At 68.8% G+C, this 17626-nt stretch carries 15 protein-coding genes; 8 read left to right on the forward strand and 7 right to left on the reverse strand.

Features of this window, described 5'->3' with window-relative positions:
- Positions 1-80: 80 nt before the first annotated feature.
- The 5 genes from ACFC1I_RS11745 to ACFC1I_RS11765 all read right to left on the reverse strand — a co-directional run bounded on the left by ACFC1I_RS11745 (position 81) and on the right by ACFC1I_RS11765 (position 7311).
- Entirely contained in the window at positions 81-3068 is a 2988-nt protein-coding gene (locus ACFC1I_RS11745) for a glycoside hydrolase family 2 TIM barrel-domain containing protein (RefSeq protein WP_376009241.1), read from the reverse strand.
- On the reverse strand, positions 3065-4015 hold the full coding sequence (locus tag ACFC1I_RS11750; protein ID WP_376009244.1) for a carbohydrate ABC transporter permease: 951 nt from the start codon (positions 4013-4015) through the stop codon (positions 3065-3067). Before ACFC1I_RS11750 ends, ACFC1I_RS11745 begins: the two co-directional genes overlap by 4 nt.
- Positions 4012-4929: a carbohydrate ABC transporter permease gene (locus ACFC1I_RS11755; protein ID WP_376009246.1), complete on the reverse strand. Its 918-nt coding sequence runs from the start codon at positions 4927-4929 to the stop codon at positions 4012-4014. The genes ACFC1I_RS11750 and ACFC1I_RS11755 overlap by 4 nt, the downstream gene beginning before the upstream one ends.
- Before the next feature lie 71 nt (positions 4930-5000).
- Positions 5001-6359 carry an ABC transporter substrate-binding protein gene (locus ACFC1I_RS11760; RefSeq protein WP_376009249.1) on the reverse strand — a complete coding sequence of 453 codons (1359 nt, stop codon included), beginning with the start codon at positions 6357-6359 and terminating at the stop codon, positions 5001-5003.
- Between the two features lie 187 nt (positions 6360-6546).
- A complete protein-coding gene (locus ACFC1I_RS11765) occupies positions 6547-7311 on the reverse strand; it encodes a FadR/GntR family transcriptional regulator (protein WP_376009251.1) in 765 nt (254 codons plus the stop codon).
- 121 nt (positions 7312-7432) lie between these two features.
- Here ACFC1I_RS11765 and dgoD point away from each other — a divergent pair, with 121 nt between their 5' ends.
- The 8 genes from dgoD (at position 7433) to ACFC1I_RS11805 (ending at position 15415) form a co-directional block, all read left to right on the forward strand.
- On the forward strand, positions 7433-8578 hold the full coding sequence (gene dgoD, locus ACFC1I_RS11770; protein ID WP_376009253.1) for a galactonate dehydratase: 1146 nt from the start codon (positions 7433-7435) through the stop codon (positions 8576-8578).
- The gene (locus tag ACFC1I_RS11775; protein WP_376009255.1) at positions 8572-9201 is read left to right on the forward strand and encodes a bifunctional 4-hydroxy-2-oxoglutarate aldolase/2-dehydro-3-deoxy-phosphogluconate aldolase; all 630 of its coding nucleotides are present in this window, start codon (positions 8572-8574) and stop codon (positions 9199-9201) included. Before dgoD ends, ACFC1I_RS11775 begins: the two co-directional genes overlap by 7 nt.
- A gap of 3 nt (positions 9202-9204) precedes the next feature.
- Positions 9205-10143 (forward strand): sugar kinase, encoded by a 939-nt coding sequence (locus ACFC1I_RS11780; RefSeq protein ID WP_376009257.1) that lies wholly within the window; start codon positions 9205-9207, stop codon positions 10141-10143.
- A gap of 652 nt (positions 10144-10795) precedes the next feature.
- Positions 10796-11833 carry a siderophore ABC transporter substrate-binding protein gene (locus tag ACFC1I_RS11785; protein ID WP_376009260.1) on the forward strand — a complete coding sequence of 346 codons (1038 nt, stop codon included), beginning with the start codon at positions 10796-10798 and terminating at the stop codon, positions 11831-11833.
- Positions 11834-11915: 82 nt separating this feature from the next.
- Positions 11916-12866 (forward strand): ABC transporter permease, encoded by a 951-nt coding sequence (locus tag ACFC1I_RS11790; protein ID WP_376009263.1) that lies wholly within the window; start codon positions 11916-11918, stop codon positions 12864-12866.
- Positions 12863-13849, forward strand: a complete 987-nt coding sequence (locus ACFC1I_RS11795) for an iron chelate uptake ABC transporter family permease subunit (protein WP_376009265.1) — start codon at positions 12863-12865, stop codon at positions 13847-13849. Before ACFC1I_RS11790 ends, ACFC1I_RS11795 begins: the two co-directional genes overlap by 4 nt.
- Positions 13849-14601, forward strand: coding sequence for an ABC transporter ATP-binding protein (locus tag ACFC1I_RS11800; RefSeq protein ID WP_376009268.1), 753 nt, complete (start codon positions 13849-13851; stop codon positions 14599-14601). The genes ACFC1I_RS11795 and ACFC1I_RS11800 overlap by 1 nt, the downstream gene beginning before the upstream one ends.
- 19 nt (positions 14602-14620) lie before the next feature.
- Positions 14621-15415, forward strand: a complete 795-nt coding sequence (locus tag ACFC1I_RS11805; protein WP_376009270.1) for a siderophore-interacting protein — start codon at positions 14621-14623, stop codon at positions 15413-15415.
- A gap of 321 nt (positions 15416-15736) precedes the next feature.
- On the opposite strand, the gene ACFC1I_RS11810 is transcribed toward ACFC1I_RS11805, so the two are convergent.
- Complete coding sequence (locus tag ACFC1I_RS11810; RefSeq protein WP_376009273.1) at positions 15737-16849, reverse strand: FAD-dependent oxidoreductase; 1113 nt, start codon at positions 16847-16849, stop codon at positions 15737-15739.
- 218 nt (positions 16850-17067) lie between these two features.
- On the reverse strand, positions 17068-17610 hold the full coding sequence (locus ACFC1I_RS11815) for a GNAT family N-acetyltransferase (RefSeq protein ID WP_376009276.1): 543 nt from the start codon (positions 17608-17610) through the stop codon (positions 17068-17070).
- Between the last annotated feature and the right edge of the window lie 16 nt (positions 17611-17626).

Raw genomic sequence — 17626 nt, forward strand, 5'->3', positions numbered from 1 at the left:
GGGTCAGGGTGGAGAGACAGGAGCCGCGTCCGACAGCGACCATCACGGAGGACTCGACGCGCGACGGTTGTCCCCACAGCTCAGAAGCGAAACGTCACCGCGTAGCGGAACGTCGCCGGCAGCAGCCGCTGCGCGGGCAGTGGGCCGGGACCGCACGAGCCGGAGCCCAGACCGCTCTGCCCGGCGTCGAGGTTGAGCCAGAGCCGGCCGGACGGGCGCAGGTCGTAGGGATGCTGCGCGGCATCGAGGTCCTCGGTCCGCCACCGTCGCACCGTGAAGTCCACCGTGGGGTGCGCGTCGATGCGGAGCGTGCGGTCGCCGTCGCTGAGCGACAGCCACCGCGCGTCGATGCGGTTGCCGTTCTCCTGCGGCATCAGGTACGGGGTCTGCAGCTCGTCGACCGTGCGCCGCCAGCGCCCCAGGCGTGCCGCCTGCCGGCTGTCCTGGTACGCCTCGCCCGGTCCAGGCCCGTACCACTGCACGTCGTCGAACACCTCTGGCAGGGCCATGCGCATGCCGAATCTCGGCAGCGGCACGTCCCAGTCGCCGATCGGCGCGGCCTCGATCTCGAGCGAGACCGCGCCATCGGTCGCCGTCCAGCGCAGCGTGGTCGCGTAGCCGAGGTCGGTGCCGGTGAAGCCGAGTCGTCCATGCACGGCGAGGGCGTCTGCCCCCACGTCCACGGCGTGCACGGTGTGGCGCGGGTGGTCGAGCCCGATCTGACGCCAGCGGCCCTCGCGCGGCTCCCACGAGAAGTCCCGGTCGTTGTCGATGACGGCTCGCCAGGTGTCGAAGGCCGGACCCTCGACCCCGATGCCGCCCAGCGCGCGCAGGCGTCCGGTGCGCGCGTCGAATCGCGCACCGCCGAGGACGATCTCGTCGTCCTCGCGCTGCGGCGTCGCTCCGGCGGCGAGCGGGACGGATGCTGCGGCAGCGGTCACCTGCTGCCCCCAGGCGACCTCGTGCCCCGCCTCGGCCCAGTCCGTGTCGGCCACAAGCACCGCGCGCACGGTCAGCACCTGCTCGCCGGCGGCATCGCTCTGCGCGGGGATCCCGACCACGACGGATGCGCCCGCGGCGACGTCGCCGACCGCGAGGTCGCCGCCCCCGACGCGGACGCCGTCCGCCTGCAGCTCCCACGAGAACGCGAGGTGCGAGAGGTCGCGGTGGTCGTGCCCGTTGCGCACGGTGACCCGCCCGTTCGCGAACGAGAACGCGACCGGCTGGAACACCTTCTTCAGCTCGTGCAGCGCGGGGCTGGGCGTGCCGTCGGGGAAGACGATCCCGTCGGCGATGAAGTTGCCGTCGTGGCGCTCTTCGCCGAAGTCGCCACCGTAAGCGAAGTACTCCTCGCCCTCCGCCGTGTGCGCGCGCAGACCGTGGTCGAACCACTCCCACGTGAACCCGCCGGCCAGCCGCGGGTACCGCTCGAAGAGCTCCTGGTACTCCGCAAGGCCGCCGGGGCCGTTGCCCATCGAGTGCACGTACTCGCACAGCAGGAACGGCAGGTTCCGGCGGCGCGCGTCGAGATCGGCGTCGGGGAAGGGCGCCTCCTGGCGTTGCCCGATCAGGTCGAGCTCGCGGTGGGTCGAGTACATCCGGCTGTAGACGTCGACGTACTGGCAGGACCAGTCGCGTTCGTAGTGCAGCAGCCGCGACGGGTCGCGCAGCTTGGCCCAGCGGGCCATCGCACCGAGGTTCTGCCCCGTGCCGCACTCGTTGCCCAGCGACCACATGATGATGCTGGGGCTGTTCTTGTCGCGTTCGACGAGGCGCTGCATCCGGTCGACGAGCGCACCCTCCCAGCGCGGGTCCTCGGCCGGGTTGCCGGGGAGCTTGTGGAACCAGTCCACGGGGAAGAAGCCGTGCGTCTCGAGATCGCACTCGTCCATGACCCACAGGCCCAGCTCGTCGCACAGCTCGAGGAAGCGCGCGGACGGCGGGTAGTGGCTCGTGCGAACGGCGTTCACGTTGAACTGCTTCATCATGACGATGTCGGCACGCATGCGCGCCTCCGAGATGACGCGGCCGGTATCGGGATCGAAGTCGTGCCGGTTGGTGCCGCGCAGCAGGATCGGGCTGCCGTTGACGCGCAGCTCGCCGTCGGCGACCTCCACGCGACGGAATCCGATGCGCAGCGAGATCGTCTCGCCGGGTGCCACCAGCTCGCCGGAGTACAGCCGCGGCACCTCCGCCGACCAGGGCTCGACGGGAACGCGCACGGTCTCGCCCGCCGCGATGTCGATGCCGAGCTCGGGCACGCGGACGCGCGCCGACGCGCCGCCGGTGACCGCAGCATCCACCGAGAAGATGCCGTGACCGCTCGCCGCGTCGTAGTCGGCGTGCACGAAGTGGTCGTCGACCGCCCCCTTTGGACGCCCGAGGAGCGTGACGCTGCGGAAGATGCCCGACAGCCACCACATGTCCTGGTCCTCGAGGTAGCTGCCGCTCGACCACTGGTGCACCCGGACGGCGAGCACGTTCTCGCGATCGCGGCGGAGGAGCGCCGTGACGTCGAACTCGCTGCGCAGCCGGCTGCCGGCGACGACGCCCACCTCCTCGCCGTTGAGCCAGATGGTGCCGAGGGAGTCGATGCCCTCGAAGCGCAGCAGCACGCGCTCGACGTCCCAGTCCGCCGGCGCCGTGAAGGTGCGCCGGTAGTCGCCGGTCGGGTTGTCCTGCGGCACGTACGGCGGGTCGACGGCGAACGGGTAGACGCGGTTCGTGTAGATCGGGGCGCCGAAGCCGTTCAGCTGCCAGTGCGCCGGCACCGCCAGCGTGGTCCAGCCTTCGGCCGCGGACCGCCCCTCGGGGCCGTCGCCCAGGAAGTCCACCGGTGCGTCGCCGGCCGGCGAGTACCGGAACGCCCACGCGCCGTCCAGGCTCAGCTCCGGGGCATCCGTTCGCGCATGCGCCCGCGGCGGCAGCACGTTGCGCGACGGATGCAGCTCCTCCCAGTAGGCCATCGGCCGGTCCATCGGCACGGGAGCGTGGGTGATCCCCCGCTCGCGGTCGACGGCGGCGAGGTCGCACGCGACCCGGTCGTTCATGGCGCTGAGGTTGTTCACTCCTTGACCCCTCCGGTCGTAAGCCCCGACGTCCAGTACTTCTGCAGGTACAGGAACACGACCACGAGCGGCACGATCGAGACGAGCGAGCCCGTGATGACGGTGGAGAACTGCGCGGATGCCCCGCCGCCGGCCTCGCTGGCCGCCTGCAGCTGTGCGAGTCCCAGCGTGAGCGGGAACAGGTCGGGGTCGGTCAGCATGATGAGCGGCAGGAAGTAGTTGTTCCAGGTGTGCACGATCGCGAACAGCAGCACGGTCACGATGCCCGGGGTCATGATCCGCAGCGCGATCTGCCAGAAGATACGGAACTCGCCGGCCCCGTCCAGGCGCGCGGCCTCGAGCAGGGTGTCGGGGATGGACTCCTCGGCGTAGACGCGCATCAGGTAGACCCCGAACGGGCTCACCAGCGAGGGCAGGATGATCGCCCACACGGTGTTCGTCAGTCCCGCCCCCGCGAACAGCAGGTAGGTGGGGATGGCCAGCGCGGTGGTCGGGATCATGATGGCGCCGAGCACGACGGCGAACAGGAACTTCTTGGCCGGGAAGTCGTACTTGGCGAACGCGTATCCTGCGGCGGCCGACAGCAGTGCCGAACCGAGCCCCGCCACGATCGCGTAGAGCACCGTGTTGCCGATCCACTGCGCGAAGACGCCGTCGCGCGTGGTGAACAGCGTGACGAGGTTGTCGATGAAGTGGTTCTCGTCGGCGAACCACAGCCCGAAGCTGGAGAACAGCGCCGAGTTGTCCTTCGTCGAGGCGACGACGAGCCAGAACAGCGGCAGCAGGAAGTAGCCCGCCGCGATCCAGAGCACGACGGTGAGGATGCTGCTGCGCTTCTCGCCGGGAACGAGGTTCGCCGGACGACGACGACGGCGCGGGGCGCCCCGGGTGACGATCGCGCGGGTGGCGCGGGTATCGGTGACGCGGGTCTCGGTGGTGGCGGTCACGAGCGCGCTCCCTTCTCCCGCCGCGCCGCCGAGAGCTGGAACACGTACGAGACGATCATGATGATGAACCCGAGCAGGAACGCGATGGCCGCGGCGTAGTTCATGTCCTGGTTGGTGAAGGCGAGGTTGTAGGCGTACAGGTTCGGCGAGAACGACGACCCGATCGCGTTCGGGGCGATTTCGTACAGCAGCTTCGGCTCGCTGAACAGCTGGAACGCCCCGATGACGGAGAAGATCGTGCAGAGGATGATCGAGTTGCGGATCGCGGGGATCTTGATGCTCCACGCGATGCGGACCTGACCGGCGCCGTCGATGCGGGCCGCCTCGTACTGCTCCGTCGGGATGGCGCGCATCGCCGCGTACATGATCACCATGTTGTAGCCGACGAACTGCCAGGTGACGATGTTGATGATCGAGCCGAGGATGTTCTCGGACGACAGCAGCTGGGGCGAGCCGAGCCCGATCGCGCGCATGAACTGCGCGATCGGACCGAAGTTGTCGCCGTACAGGTAGCCCCACATCAGGGTGGCCACCACACCAGGAACGGCGTACGGCACGAAGATGGCGAGCCGGGCGAGCTTGCCGCCGCGTACGCGCATGCTGTCCAGCGCTAGTGCGAAGAACAGGGCGAGCCCGAGCATGATCGGCACCTGGATGATCAGGAACAGGCACATGCGCAGCACGCTGACGAGGAACCGCTCGTCGCCGAGCGCCCGGGCGTAGTTGTCGAGCCAGACGAAGGTGTCGCCGCCGACGAGCTGCGCCTTGAAGAGGCTCAGATAGCCCGCGTACAGCAGCGGCATCAACAGCATCGTCGCGAACAGGATCATGAACGGGGCGATGAAGAGGTAGGCCGCGGTGTTCCTGCGGTGCTTGTCGCTCCAGCGCTTGCGTCCGAGAGCCGTGGTGCTCATCGGCGGGACCTTTCTGAATTCGGGAGAGGGTCCGGGGTGGGGCGGGAGCTGCCGCTCCCGCCCCACGCGGATTACTTGGTGACGACCGTGAATCCCTGGGACTCGCCGTAGCTGACGAGTTCGCTCTTCCACTCCTCCAGAGCGTCGAACAGGTCGGTCTTCTCGGTGATGGCGGCGCCCAGCGTCTCCTTGAAGCTGCTGCTGGCGTAGTCGTTGTACGGCAGCCACTCCCAGTCGCTGGCGACGGTCTGCGCGATGTCGGCGAAGACCGCGTTCACCTTCTGGCCGCCGTAGAACTCCAGCTCCTGGTCGCGCACCGCGGGCGAGTCCAGCGTCTCGAGGCGCGAGGGGAAGATGAACTGCTCTGTGGCGAGGGTCTCGGTGGACTCGGTGTCGGTCGTGAGGAACTTGACGAACTCGGCGGCGGCGATCTTCGCGTCGGAATCGGCCGTCACCGTGACGGCCGAGCCGCCCTGGTTGCCCGAGGCGGGCTCGGACGCGTCCCACTGCGGCATCTCGGTGGCCTGCCACAGGCCGCTCGTGTCGGCGGCGGTGCCCTGCAGGAACACCGGGCCCCACGCGGCGGCGAGCCAGCTGGCGTACTTGCCGCTCGCGATGCTCTGGTACCAGTTGTCGTCCAACTGCGGCGCGGTGTCGACGAGGTCAGCCTGGATCAGGTCGTTCCAGTAGCCGATCACCTCGGTGACCTCGTCGGAGTCGAGGTCGATCGTCACCGTCTTGTCGCCGTCGTAGCCGAACGGGCGCGCGCCGGCCTGCCACAGCAGGGCGAGGATCGGCGAGAAGCTGTTGCCCGGCAGGTCGGAGATGTACGAGCCCGTCTTCTCCTTGATGGCGGCCGCAGCCTCCGCGTACTCGTCCCACGTGGTGGGAACCTCGACGCCGGCGGCCTCGAAGATGTCGGTGCGGTACAGCTGCCCGGTCGGCCCCAGGTCCTGCGGAAGGCCCCAGACCGAGTCGCCGGTCGCGACCATGCCCCACGCGCTTTCGACGAACTGGTCCGAGAGGTCGCCGGCGCCGTAGGGCGCGAGGTCCTCGAGGCTGTCGGTGATGGTGAACGACGGCAGGAACGAGTACTCGATCTGCACGACGTCGGGAACGTCGCCCGACTTCACCGCGGCGCGGAGCTTCTGGTACTGCGCGGTTGCACCGCCCTGGTTCGAGAGCTTGACCGTGATGTCGGGGTACTTCGCCTCGAACAGGTCGATCTGGTTCTGGATGTCGGGAACCCACGACCAGAAGTCGATCGTCGTCGGCGTGCTCATCGCCTCGTCGATCTGGTCCTGGGTGATCGTCTCGGCCGATCCCGCGCTGTTCGACGCCGACGGCGTCGAGCACGCGCTGAGCATGACGGCGGCCGCGGCGACGATGGCGCCGGCCACGACCCTGCGGCGACGTTGCACTGTGGTCATTTCTGTCCTCCTCTTGGATCCGGCGTCCACGCACGCCGAAGGCGGTCATGGGCCCCGGCGTTGGGGTGAACCGCGTCCGTCAGCCTTGAGGCTCCGGTCCAGAACAGACGACTCAGTCGATGTCGACACTCACGACGGCGGCGGCGTGAAAGTACGTTATCACACCGAATACGTGAAACGTATGCTTTTAGCGCCCGACTCCGTCGAGGTGAACATCGCGCTCGGCGGCCACCGAGAGGATGTCGATCTCATCCAGGGCGCCCACGAGGATCGACCGCATGATCTCGTACGCGGCGTCCGCATCCCGCCGCTGGATCGCGCTCGCGACGTCGACGTGCAGCTGCAGGGCGACGCCCGCCGGACGGTCGGGAACGAGGCCGTGCTCGGTACGGCTCACAAGCATCTGGCCGATGAGCCCGTCCAGCCGTGCGATCATCGCGTTCCCCGACAGCCGGAGGATGCTGGCGTGGAACTGCACGTCGAGCTCGAGGAAGCGCTCGTCGTCGCCCTGTTCACCGGCGGCCCACAGCTGGCCGGAGAGAGCGATGAGCTCACTCACTTCGTCGGCCGTGGCGCGCGTGGCCGCCAGTCGCGCGGCCTCCGGCTCGATCGCCGCACGCAGCTCGACCATGGACGCCAGCTGCTCCGCCCGGTCGGGCGAATCCAGGCGCCACCGGATGACCTGCGAGTCGTACAGGTTCCACTCGGACTCCGGCAGCACTACCACGCCGATCCGGCGCCGTGATGCCACCAGACGCATCGCCTCCAGCACACGCACGGTCTCGCGCGCCACCGACCGCGAGATGCCGCACCGCTCCTCGATCTCTTCGAGAGTGAGGCTCGATCCCGGCGCGAGCTCGCCGCCGCAAATCGCGAGGCCGAGCTGGTCGAGGGCGCGCGTGTGCAGTCCTGCCAGCGAGACGAGCGGCGCCCCATCGTGCTTCAGCGTCATGTCGGCACTTTACCAGTCGAAGACGGTTTAAAAAGCATACGTTATAGTTCCATTCAGTCCGAAACACATGCGGATCGGTGCGCCACCGATCACGCTCCCACCAACGTCGATTGGGTCACCCGTGCAGATTGCGCGCATCGAGACATTCCTCATCCCGCCGCGATGGCTGTTCGTCCGCGTCGAGACCGACACCGGTGTCGTCGGCTGGGGCGAACCGGTCGTCGAGGGTCGCACCGAGACGGTGCGCACCGCCGTCGGGCAGCTGTCGGAGCTGCTCATCGGCCAGGATCCGCTGCGGATCCAGGACCACTGGCAGGTCATGACGAAGGGCTCGTTCTACCGCGGCGGCCCGATCCTGTCTTCCGCGGTCTCCGGGCTCGATCAGGCGCTGTGGGACATTGCGGGCAAGGTCGCCGGACTGCCCGTGCACCAGATGCTCGGCGGACCGGTGCGCGACCGCATCCGCGTCTACGGCTGGGTCGGCGGCGACGAGCCGAACGAGGTCTCGGATGCGATCTCCGCGCGGCTCGAGCAGGGCCTCACCGCCGTCAAGATGAACGCGTCCGGCAAGATGGAGCGGATCTCGAACCTCCGCGACCTCGACGGCGTCGTCTCCCGCGTCGCCGCAGCGCGCGACGTGCTCGGCGACACCGGCGATGTCGGGGTCGACTTCCACGGTCGCATCGGCCTGGCGGACGCGCGACGGCTCATGCCCGCGCTCGAGCCGCTGCGTCCGATGTTCGTCGAAGAGCCCGTCGTCCCCGAGAACAGTCACCTGATCGGCCGCATCGCCGACATGACGTCGATCCCGATCGCCACCGGCGAGCGGCTGTTCAGCCGGCAGGAGTTCCTGCCGGTGTTCCAGTCGGGCATCGCGATCGCCCAGCCCGACCTGTCGCACGCCGGCGGCATCTCCGAGGTGCACCGCATCGCGAGCCTGGCCGAGATCTACGACGTCCAGCTGGCACCCCACTGCCCGCTCGGGCCGATCGCGCTTGCGTCGTGCCTGCAGATCGGCTTCGCCGTGCCGAACTTCTTCATCCAGGAGCACAGCATCGGCATCCACTACAACGACGACGGCGAGGTGCTCGACTACGTCGTCGATACCTCGGACTTCGACTTCTCGACCGGGTACATCGAGCGGCTGACCAAGCCCGGGCTCGGGATCGAGATCGATGAGGCCGCCGTGCGCGACGCCGACGCACGCGGCCACGCCTGGCGCGGCCCCGTGTGGCGCCACGATGACGGGAGCTTCGCAGAATGGTGACCTCGACCGAACTGCGCGACCTGCTGGTCGCCGAACGCGTCATGCCGATCGTCCGCAGCGCGTCGCGCGCCCACGCCGTCGCGATCGGCCGCACCCTCATCGAGGCGGGCTTCCGTGCGCTCGAGGTGTCGCTGACGACGCCGGGCGCGCTCGACGCGATCAGCACGCTCGCCGCAGACCCTCGCGCCGAGATCGGCGCGGGCACGGTGCTCACCGCCGCCGACGTGGCCGCGGCCACCGCTGCGGGCGCGACGTTCATGGTGACTCCGGCCGTCACCGCCTCGATCGAGGCGTCCGTCGACGCGGGCGTCCCCGTGCTGGCGGGAGCACTGACCCCCACCGAGATCCTGGAGGCCCTCGAACGCGGGGCCTCCGCGGTCAAGCTCTTCCCCGCCGAGTTCGGCGGACCGGCCTACCTGTCCGCGCTGCGGGCGCCGTTCCCCGGTGTGTCCCTCATCCCGGTGGGCGGGGTCGATCTCGCCACCGGCCGCGAGTACCTGCGACGGGGCGCGCTCGCGCTCGGCGTGGGCTCGCCGCTGACGGGGAAGGCCACCGACCCGCTCGACCTCGCCTCGCTCGCCGTTCGCGCCGCCGAGTTCCGCGCACTGTCGGCGGCGGAGTAGACGATGGATGTCGTCACCCTCGGCGAGGCGCTCGTCGCGATCCGCTCGCACGGACGCCTCGCGCTCGGCGGGCCGTTGCAGGCCTCGCCCGCCGGCGCCGAGATGAACGTCGCGATCGGCCTGTCGCGCCTCGGTCACGGCGCTACGTGGGTGGGTGCGATCGGCACGGATCCGGCCGGTGACCTCATCGCCCGGACGCTGCGCGCGGAGGGCGTCGACACCACGTGGGTGCGGCGAGACGACTCCGCGGCCACGGCTCTCATGCTCGTCGACATGCCAGCCGCCATGCCGCCCACTGTGACCTATCATCGTCGCGCGTCAGCTGGATCCCTCCTCGGTCCGTCGGATCTGCCACCGATCTCCGCGATCGATGCGAAGATCTGGCATCTCAGCGGGATCACCCCTGCACTGTCCGACACCGCGCGGCTGGCCACGGCCGCGGCGATCGACCGAGCGCGGGAGACGGCGGCCGCGGTGTCGTTCGATGTCAATTATCGGGCGAAGCTGTGGGACCGCGCCACAGCGACCGCAGCGCTGGGTTCACTCGCCCGCGGCGCCGACGTCGTCGTCGCGTCCGAAGACGAACTCGAGTTGGTCGCCTACGGAGCGGATGAGACGGAGCGGGTCGCCGACCTCCTGGGCGCAGGGGTCCGAGAGGTGGTCGTCAAACGTGGCATCCGTGGCGCCACCGTCTTCGATGCCAGCGGCGCCGTCTCCTGCCCCGCGCACCCGATCGCGCAGGTGAACAGCATCGGGGCCGGTGACGCCTTCACTGCCGGTTACCTCTCAGGCATGCTCGACGATCTGCCCATCGCTCAGCGGATGCACCGCGGAGCGCTCTGTGGAGCGCTGGCCGTCAGCGGGGTCGGCGACTGGGAGCAGGCACCTACACGCGCCGAGCTCGCACTCCTCACCACTTCCCCGGACGACGCAGTCCGCTGACTCGCGGGCGCATTCCGCCTATTTGGTCCAGGACGATCCGCCGCGGCCGTCTGTGCTCAGCCCAACCGCCGGCTCTCACCACCGTCCAGCTGCACCGCGCCGCCGTTTCGCCGGCACGACCTGGCACAGTGACGCTTGCCATGGCCACTGGGCCGCGCCGGGTTCTGAGGCAGTTATCCAATAACGAGAAAACCCCCGGTCAACCGGGGGTTTTTCTGCGGAGACGGAGGGATTTGAATCTCGCCTTGAGGGATCCGCGCCGATCCTTGCCGTGCGCTCTGAGTCGGCCCTCCGCGTAAACCCGCGAATTGCGCCCACGCTGTTTCAGTTCTCGCGCCTGGTCGTTCCTGGCGAATCTCGCTGGACCGTGGGCACCAGGTGGGCACGCACTGACGCCGCCTCCCGGCCTCTCGCGGGTGAAGTGTTGCGGCTGCGGCACTGCCTAGATTGCCGCGAACGTGACCGCTTGGAAAGGCCCAACCCCGCATCCCGGACGTGCCTCTCTCCAGCACCTCGTCGGCCCACACCCTGCACCGAACGAGCAGCCTGCCGCCCCCACATGGACGGAGCGCATCGGTCGGCGAGGGTGATGTGGTCTCGCGCGTGACGTTATCAAACTTCGGTCTGGGTTTGCTTAGGCTAACCTAACTACATGCACACGAGAACGCGCCTGCTCCTGCCCGCCGCTGCTCTGAGCGTCACCGCTCTCGCCCTCGCCGGGTGCGCGGCATCGGCACCTGCCGAAGACGCCGCCGATGCCGCGGAGACCGCGACCACCGTCGTGGTCGAGAACGCCAAGCCGACCCTCGTGCTCGTGGAGGAGGACGGCGAGTCCTCGTACCAGGAGGACACCGAAGTCGCCCGCGACACGGTCGAGGTCGAGGCGAACCCCGCTTCGGTCGTGACGTTCGACATCGCCACGCTGGACACGCTCCACGCGATCGGCGCCGGCGACGCGGTGGTCGGCATCCCCGACATCCCGCTCCCCGACTACCTGTCGGAGTACGCCGACCTGCCGAAGGTCGGCACGCTGTTCGAGCCCGACTTCGAGGCCGTCGCCGAGCTCGAGCCCGAGCTCATCGTCACGGCCGCCCGCAGCACGGGCCAGTTCGACGAACTGTCCGAGATCGCGACGACCATCGACCTCACCGGCGCCTACGCCGGCACCTTCGACCCGTCCGCCGGCCTCGAGCGTGCCGCCCAGCTGGGCGAGATCTTCGGCAAGGAGGACGAGGTCGCCGCGCTCACCGGCGACATCGAGGAGCTCGTCTCGACGATCCAGTCCGAGGCGGACGGCACGGCTCTCGTGCTGTCGGTGTCGGGCGGCGAGTACGGTGCGTTCGGCGAGGGCTCGCGCTTCGGCTACTTCTACGACGAGCTCGGCTGGACCCCGGCTGTCGTCGCCGCCGATCTTCCCGGCGCCGAGGGTTCGCCGCACGGCGACACCGTGACGAACGAGTTCATCCTCACGGCGAACCCGGACTGGATCTTCGCGTTCGACCGCGGCGCGGCGACCGGCGAGGGCTCGAGCGCCGAAGAGGCGCTCGACAACGAGCTCGTCGCGCAGACGACCGCCGCACAGGAGGACCGCATCGTCTACCTCCCGGCGAGCGAGCTGTACATCGTGATCAACGGCCTCACCGCCATCGAGAACGTGCTGACGTCGATCCACGACGTCGCCGGCAGCTGACCGGTCTCGTGACGACCGACCTCCGAGCGGGGAGCGCGGAGCACTGACCCGTCTCTCCCCCACGCTCTGGATCGTCGCGGGGGTGGCCGCCGTGGCCGCCCTCGCGACGATCTCGCTGTTCATCGGCGTAGCCGAGCTCGACGGCTTCATCCTCTTCGCCAGCCGCGTGCCCCGCACCGTCGCACTGGTCCTCACCGGCGCCGCCTTCGCGATCACCGGCCTGATCATGCAGCTGCTGGTGCGCAACCGGTTCGTCGAGCCGGGCACGACAGGAGCGACGGATGCCGCGAGCCTGGCGTTGCTCGCGGTGCTGCTGGCCGTCCCCGGCGTGCCACTGTGGGGCAAGGCGGCGTTCGCCGCCGTCGGCGCGCTCGTCGGAGTCTTCGGATTCCTCGCTCTCGCGCGCCGCATCCCCTCGCGCGCCAGCGTGCTCGTGCCCATCGTCGGCATCCTCTACGGCGGCGTGATCGGCGCGGTGACCATGTTCATCGCCTACCGCACGGACCTGCTGCAGGAGCTCCTCAGCTGGGGGATCGGCGATTTCTCCGCCATCCTGCGCGGCCGTTACGAGATCCTTTACCTCGCGGCCGCGGCGGCCCTGGTCGCGTGGATCGCCGCCGACCGCTTCACCGTCGCCGGCCTCGGCGACGACACCGCCCGCGGTCTCGGGCTCGACACCCGGGCCGTCATGGGCCTCGGCGTCACGATCATCGCGGTCGTCACCGGCATCCTCATGGTCGTCACCGGCGTCCTGCCGTTCCTCGGCCTCATCGCGCCCAACATCGTCAGCCGCCTCATCGGCGACAACATGCGCCGAGCCGTGCCGCTGGTCGCGCTCCTCGGCGCGGCGATCGTGCTGCTGTGCGACATCATCGGCCGTGTCGTGCGGTTCCCGTTCGAGCTGCCGATCTCGATCGTGATGGGGGTGCTGGGCGGCATCGTCTTCCTGTGGCTCCTGCTGGGCACCGCCTCGCCCTCCGCCGCCGCACCGCGCTCGCAGCGGCGCGCAGCACCCCGGGTGGGGGCGCGATGAGCCTCACGGCACCGGTGCGTCGCGCCGCGCGAGTCCTGCGGCACCCGACGGGCGCCCTCCTCGCCCTGACCGCCGGTGCGCTCCTCCTCGTGCTGCTGTTCCTCTTCACCGACCTGCCCGGCAAGTGGGAGTACGCATTGGGCCTGCGCGGGCGCACCGTCGCGGGCATGGTCATCGCCGCCGCCGCCGTCGGCGCGGCGACCGTGCTCTTCCAGACCATCACCTCCAACCGCATCCTCACCCCCGGGATCATGGGGTTCGACGCCGTGTTCCTCGCGATCCAGACGCTGGTCGCGTTCGCGATCGGCCCGGCCCTGCTCGTCGCGGCACCGCCACTCGCGTCGTGGCTGGTCGAGCTCGTGCTCATGGCGGGTTCGATCGTGCTGCTGTACTGGTGGCTCTTCGTGCGGCGGCGCCTCGACCTGCACGTCATCGTGCTGGCCGGCCTCGTACTCGGTGTGCTGTTCCGTTCGGTGACGGCGTTCCTCCAGCGCCTGCTCGACCCCGACACCTTCGCGATCCTGCAGAACCTCGCCTTCGCAAGCTTCACCTCGGTCGACCGCGAGCTGCTGGTTCCCACCGGCATCCTGGTTGCCGTCGCCCTCGCATCGCTCTGGCCGATCCGGCGCGAGCTCGACGTGCTCTCACTCGGCGAGACCACGGCCATCTCGTTGGGCGTCGAGCATCGCCGCGTGGTGATGCACGTCATCGTTGCGATCGCGGCGATGGTCGCGGCATCCACCGCCCTGGTCGGCCCGGTGACGTTCTTCGGGCTCATCATTGCGAACCTCGCGTACGGGGCCGTCGGCCACCGGCACCTGCGCAGCATCCCCGCGGCGATCGCGATCGGGGTGATCGCGCTGATCGGCGGTCAGCTGATCCTCGCCCGCGTGCTCGGGTTCGGCACCGAGCTGCCGATCGTTATCGAGTTCGTCGGCGGCATCTTCTTCATCGTCCTCGTTCTCACCGGAAGGGCCCGCTGATGATCCGCACCGACTCGGTGGTCAAACGCCACGGCGCACTCGTGGCCGTCGACGACGTGTCCCTCGACATCCGTCCCGGCGTCACGGCGATCATCGGCCCCAACGGCGCCGGCAAGTCCACCCTGCTTTCGGCGATCGGCCGCCTCATCCCCACCGACGGCGGGCGCATCACCGTCGATAGCCAGGATGTCGCGACCACGAAGACCCGCGATCTGGCCCGGCGCCTCGCCATCCTGCGGCAGGACAACCACCTCGCCATCAGGTTGAGCGTCGAAGACCTCGTCGCGTACGGACGGTTTCCGCACGGCGGCAGCGGCCGCACGCCGGATGATCGCGGCCACGTCGAGCGGGCCATCGGGATGCTCGATCTCGGTGCGGTGCGCACCCGGTTCCTCGACGAGCTGTCGGGCGGGCAGCGACAGCGGGCGTTCGTGGCCATGGCGCTCGCGCAGGACACCGACCATCTGCTCCTGGACGAGCCGCTGAACAATCTCGATCCGCGGCACGGCGTGGCGCTCATGAAGCTCGTGCGACGACTCGCGAACGAACGAGGGATGACGGTGGTCGTCGTGCTGCACGACATCAACGTCGCGGCGCAGTACGCCGACGACATCGTCGCGATGCGCGACGGCCGCGTTGTGCACCACGGGAACGTCGCCGAGGTCATCACCGAGGAACGTCTCAGCGCGCTGTACGACACCCCCGCCCACGTCGCCACGGTCGCCGGACGGCCGATCGTGATCTGGGAATGACGCCGAAAGGAACGAATCCATGACCTCCACCACCTCTCCCGCCTTCACCCTCGAACCCCGCGGGCTCGAGCTGCGATTCCGCCGCGTCGTGCTGAGCGCCCGCGAATGGCTCACCCGCTCCTACGTACGCGTTCGCCTGGAAGGTGCGGATCTCGCCGGCTTCGCCTCGCCCGGCGCCGACGACCACCTGCGCATCTTCTTCCCCGACGGCGACCCTCAGACCGCCGAGGAACTGCGTGCGGCACCCAGCCGCGAATACACCCCGCTCGCGTGGGGCGAGAACTGGCTCGAACTCGAGTTCGCGATCCACGGGGACCCGTCCGCAAGAACGGCGGGCATCGCCGCCGCATGGGCGGCGACCGCCCCGCTAGGCTCGATCGCCGGCATCGGCGGTCCCCGAGGGTCAAAGGTGCTCGTCGGCCGGCCCGACGCCTGGTTCCTCGCCGGCGATGAGACGGCAGTGCCCGCGATCCGGCGCTTCGCCGAGGCGATGGACGCCGACGCCGTCGGCCGGATCCTCGTGGAGGTGACGGATGCCGCACACGAGCTCGCAATCGATGCCCCGGCGGACGTCGTGGTCGAGCAGGTTCACCGCGGCGACCGACCAGCGGGGGCGGCGCTGACCGAGCGACTGGAAGCCACGCCCCCCGCCGACCGCCCCGCCGGCGCCGTGTTCGGATTCATCGCGGCGGAGCAATCCATCGTCAAGCCCGGCCGCGCCCTCCTGCTCGACCGCTGGCAGCTCGACGCCGACTCCGCGATCGTCAAGGGCTACTGGAAGGCCGGCGAGACCGAATACCACGCCCCCCACTGAACGGCGCTGCCCGTCGTCGAGGTGGCGCGCGCGCCGAGCAACGCCCGAGGGCGCATGCTCGGTCCTTGTTGACGCAGGGCAGACGATCGCCTGCAACGAGTACGTCGCCGCAACCGCCAAGCTGCGCACCCACTATCAGCAGCCCAAAGCCGCCGACGCCAGCGCCGATCAGGACCGTCACCGGGTTCAGATCCAGCACGGGGCATCCATAAGATCCGCTGCATCGCCAGACGGCACACAGGTTGAGTTGTTTCGAGCGAGGCTCGACTCGCGTGTCCCGAGTAACTTAGCGGATGCTTCTCTTCCTGATGCTGCTCGGTCTCATACAGCCTTACTGAGGTCGGGCTTGCGCAATTGGGTGCGCCAGATTGCCGCGCGGGCAAGATCCTTCAATCCGATTCCTACATGCTTCGGGCGGTCGGCCGTCAGTCCCTCGAGCAACCCGGCGGTGAGTCGTTGCGCCATCTCCGTGAACGGTCGCGTGCGCCGCTCGTAGTTGCGGAGCGCTCCGCTCAGTGAGCGCGTGTTCTGAAGAGCACGGTCGAGGTTGCGGGCGCCGAAGAAGGCGCCATGCGCGCCGAGGCCGGACATTGGGTCGATGCAATGGGCGGCATCTCCGACGAGGACTACGCGGCGGCTCGACCATGCCGGCGTTCTGGCCTGCGCGAATGACATGATCCGAAGCCCTTCCGGGTCGAACTGGGCGAGCATCTCTGCTTCTCGATTGAAGCCCCACTCTCTGAAGGCGCGGGTGATGGTCTGGTGGCCTTCCTCGGGCGTGAGTTGTCCGTGCGGCGTGCGCACGCTCACCAGCGCAAGTTCGGACGCCCCATCGGGGTAGGGGAACATCTGCAGAGTCATACTCTTGTCCCAGCCGAGCAGTGCTCGGGGGCTGCTGCCGGCTTCGACGGGGAGGTTGGCCCACACCGTGAGGTGACCGTTCTTGTAGATCGGCTGATCGTTGGTCGCCATCAGGCCGCGGACAGTCGAGCGGAGCCCATCGGCGCCGACGATCAGATCGAACTGCTCCTGCGTGCCGTCGCCGAACCGAGCGATCACCCCGCCGGCAACGTGTTCGAGGGAGGTCAGCGCGATCCCCAGTTCGACTTCAACCTCTTGTGCAGCACACTGCATCACTGCGGTGACGAAGTCCCCTCGGCGGGCGACGCGGAACGACGACAGGCGGATCGAACCGCGCCGTCGGCGCCAGGGGAGCAGAGTGATCTGCGGCGTTTCCAATGTCGTGTCCTGGATGAGCCTGCCTAGCCCGAGCTCACGTGCGATCCCCTGCGCGGTGCGATCCAGCTGCAGCAGGTAGCCGCCGGCGTGCGGCTCCGCCGCGGCGTCGACGATGCGAACTTGGTGCCCTTGGCGATGGAGGTACATGCCTACGGCTGCTCCAGCGATTCCAGCGCCGACCACGAGAACCTTCACATGCGTCCTCTCCTCGATGAACCGATGCAGTAACCATACTGGCCATCTGTCCAAGTCGTATGGCCAACTGTGGTCATACACCGTTTCAACAGGACTTCCCGGTTCTCAACGCTCTGCTTGCGCGCCAAACGGCGACCCAACGGGTAGCGGATCTCGTTGAACTCGGCGCGATAGCAACTCGCCCCGGCACGAACCGCAGCAGCGGTTGGGTTTACGCTCTACGCGTCAAGCAACGGCCGTTCCATGACGAAATCGCTCTGCAGGCTGTCGCCGAGGCGGTAGTGCCTGGTGCCGACATCGACGAAGTGTTGCTTGAGGTAGAAGCGGTGGGCTCGCTCGTTGTGGTTGTTGACGCCGAGCCAGATGCCGGCGAGTCCTCGCTCGATGGCGGTGCGCAGGGTCGCGGCCATGAGAGTTCGTGCGATACCGGAGCCGTGGTATGCCGGGTGGACGTAGAACTTGCTGAGCTCGACTGTGGAGCCGATCGAGATCACGGCAGCGACGTCCTCGGTGGGTTCATTTTCGTTCAGCATCGTGTAGCCGGTTAGCGCGTCAGTGGCCTCGTCGACGGTGACCATGATGGCGCGCAAGGGATCGAAGAGGTAGGCCGCAAACTGCTGCGCGGAAAGGTGCTCGGCGATGTGCGCGGCGACGTCCTTGGCGGTTGCGTTCGGCGGGCAGGAGAGCGGGAAGGTGATCGCGGCAAAAGCAGCCAGTGCGTGAGCGTCGTTCGTCGTTGCGGCTCGGACGGTGTCGTTCATGAGTATTCCTTCAGCA

Origin of the sequence: Microbacterium sp. NPDC056044 (genome assembly GCF_042267145.1) — a bacterium.
Classification (GTDB): domain Bacteria; phylum Actinomycetota; class Actinomycetes; order Actinomycetales; family Microbacteriaceae; genus Microbacterium.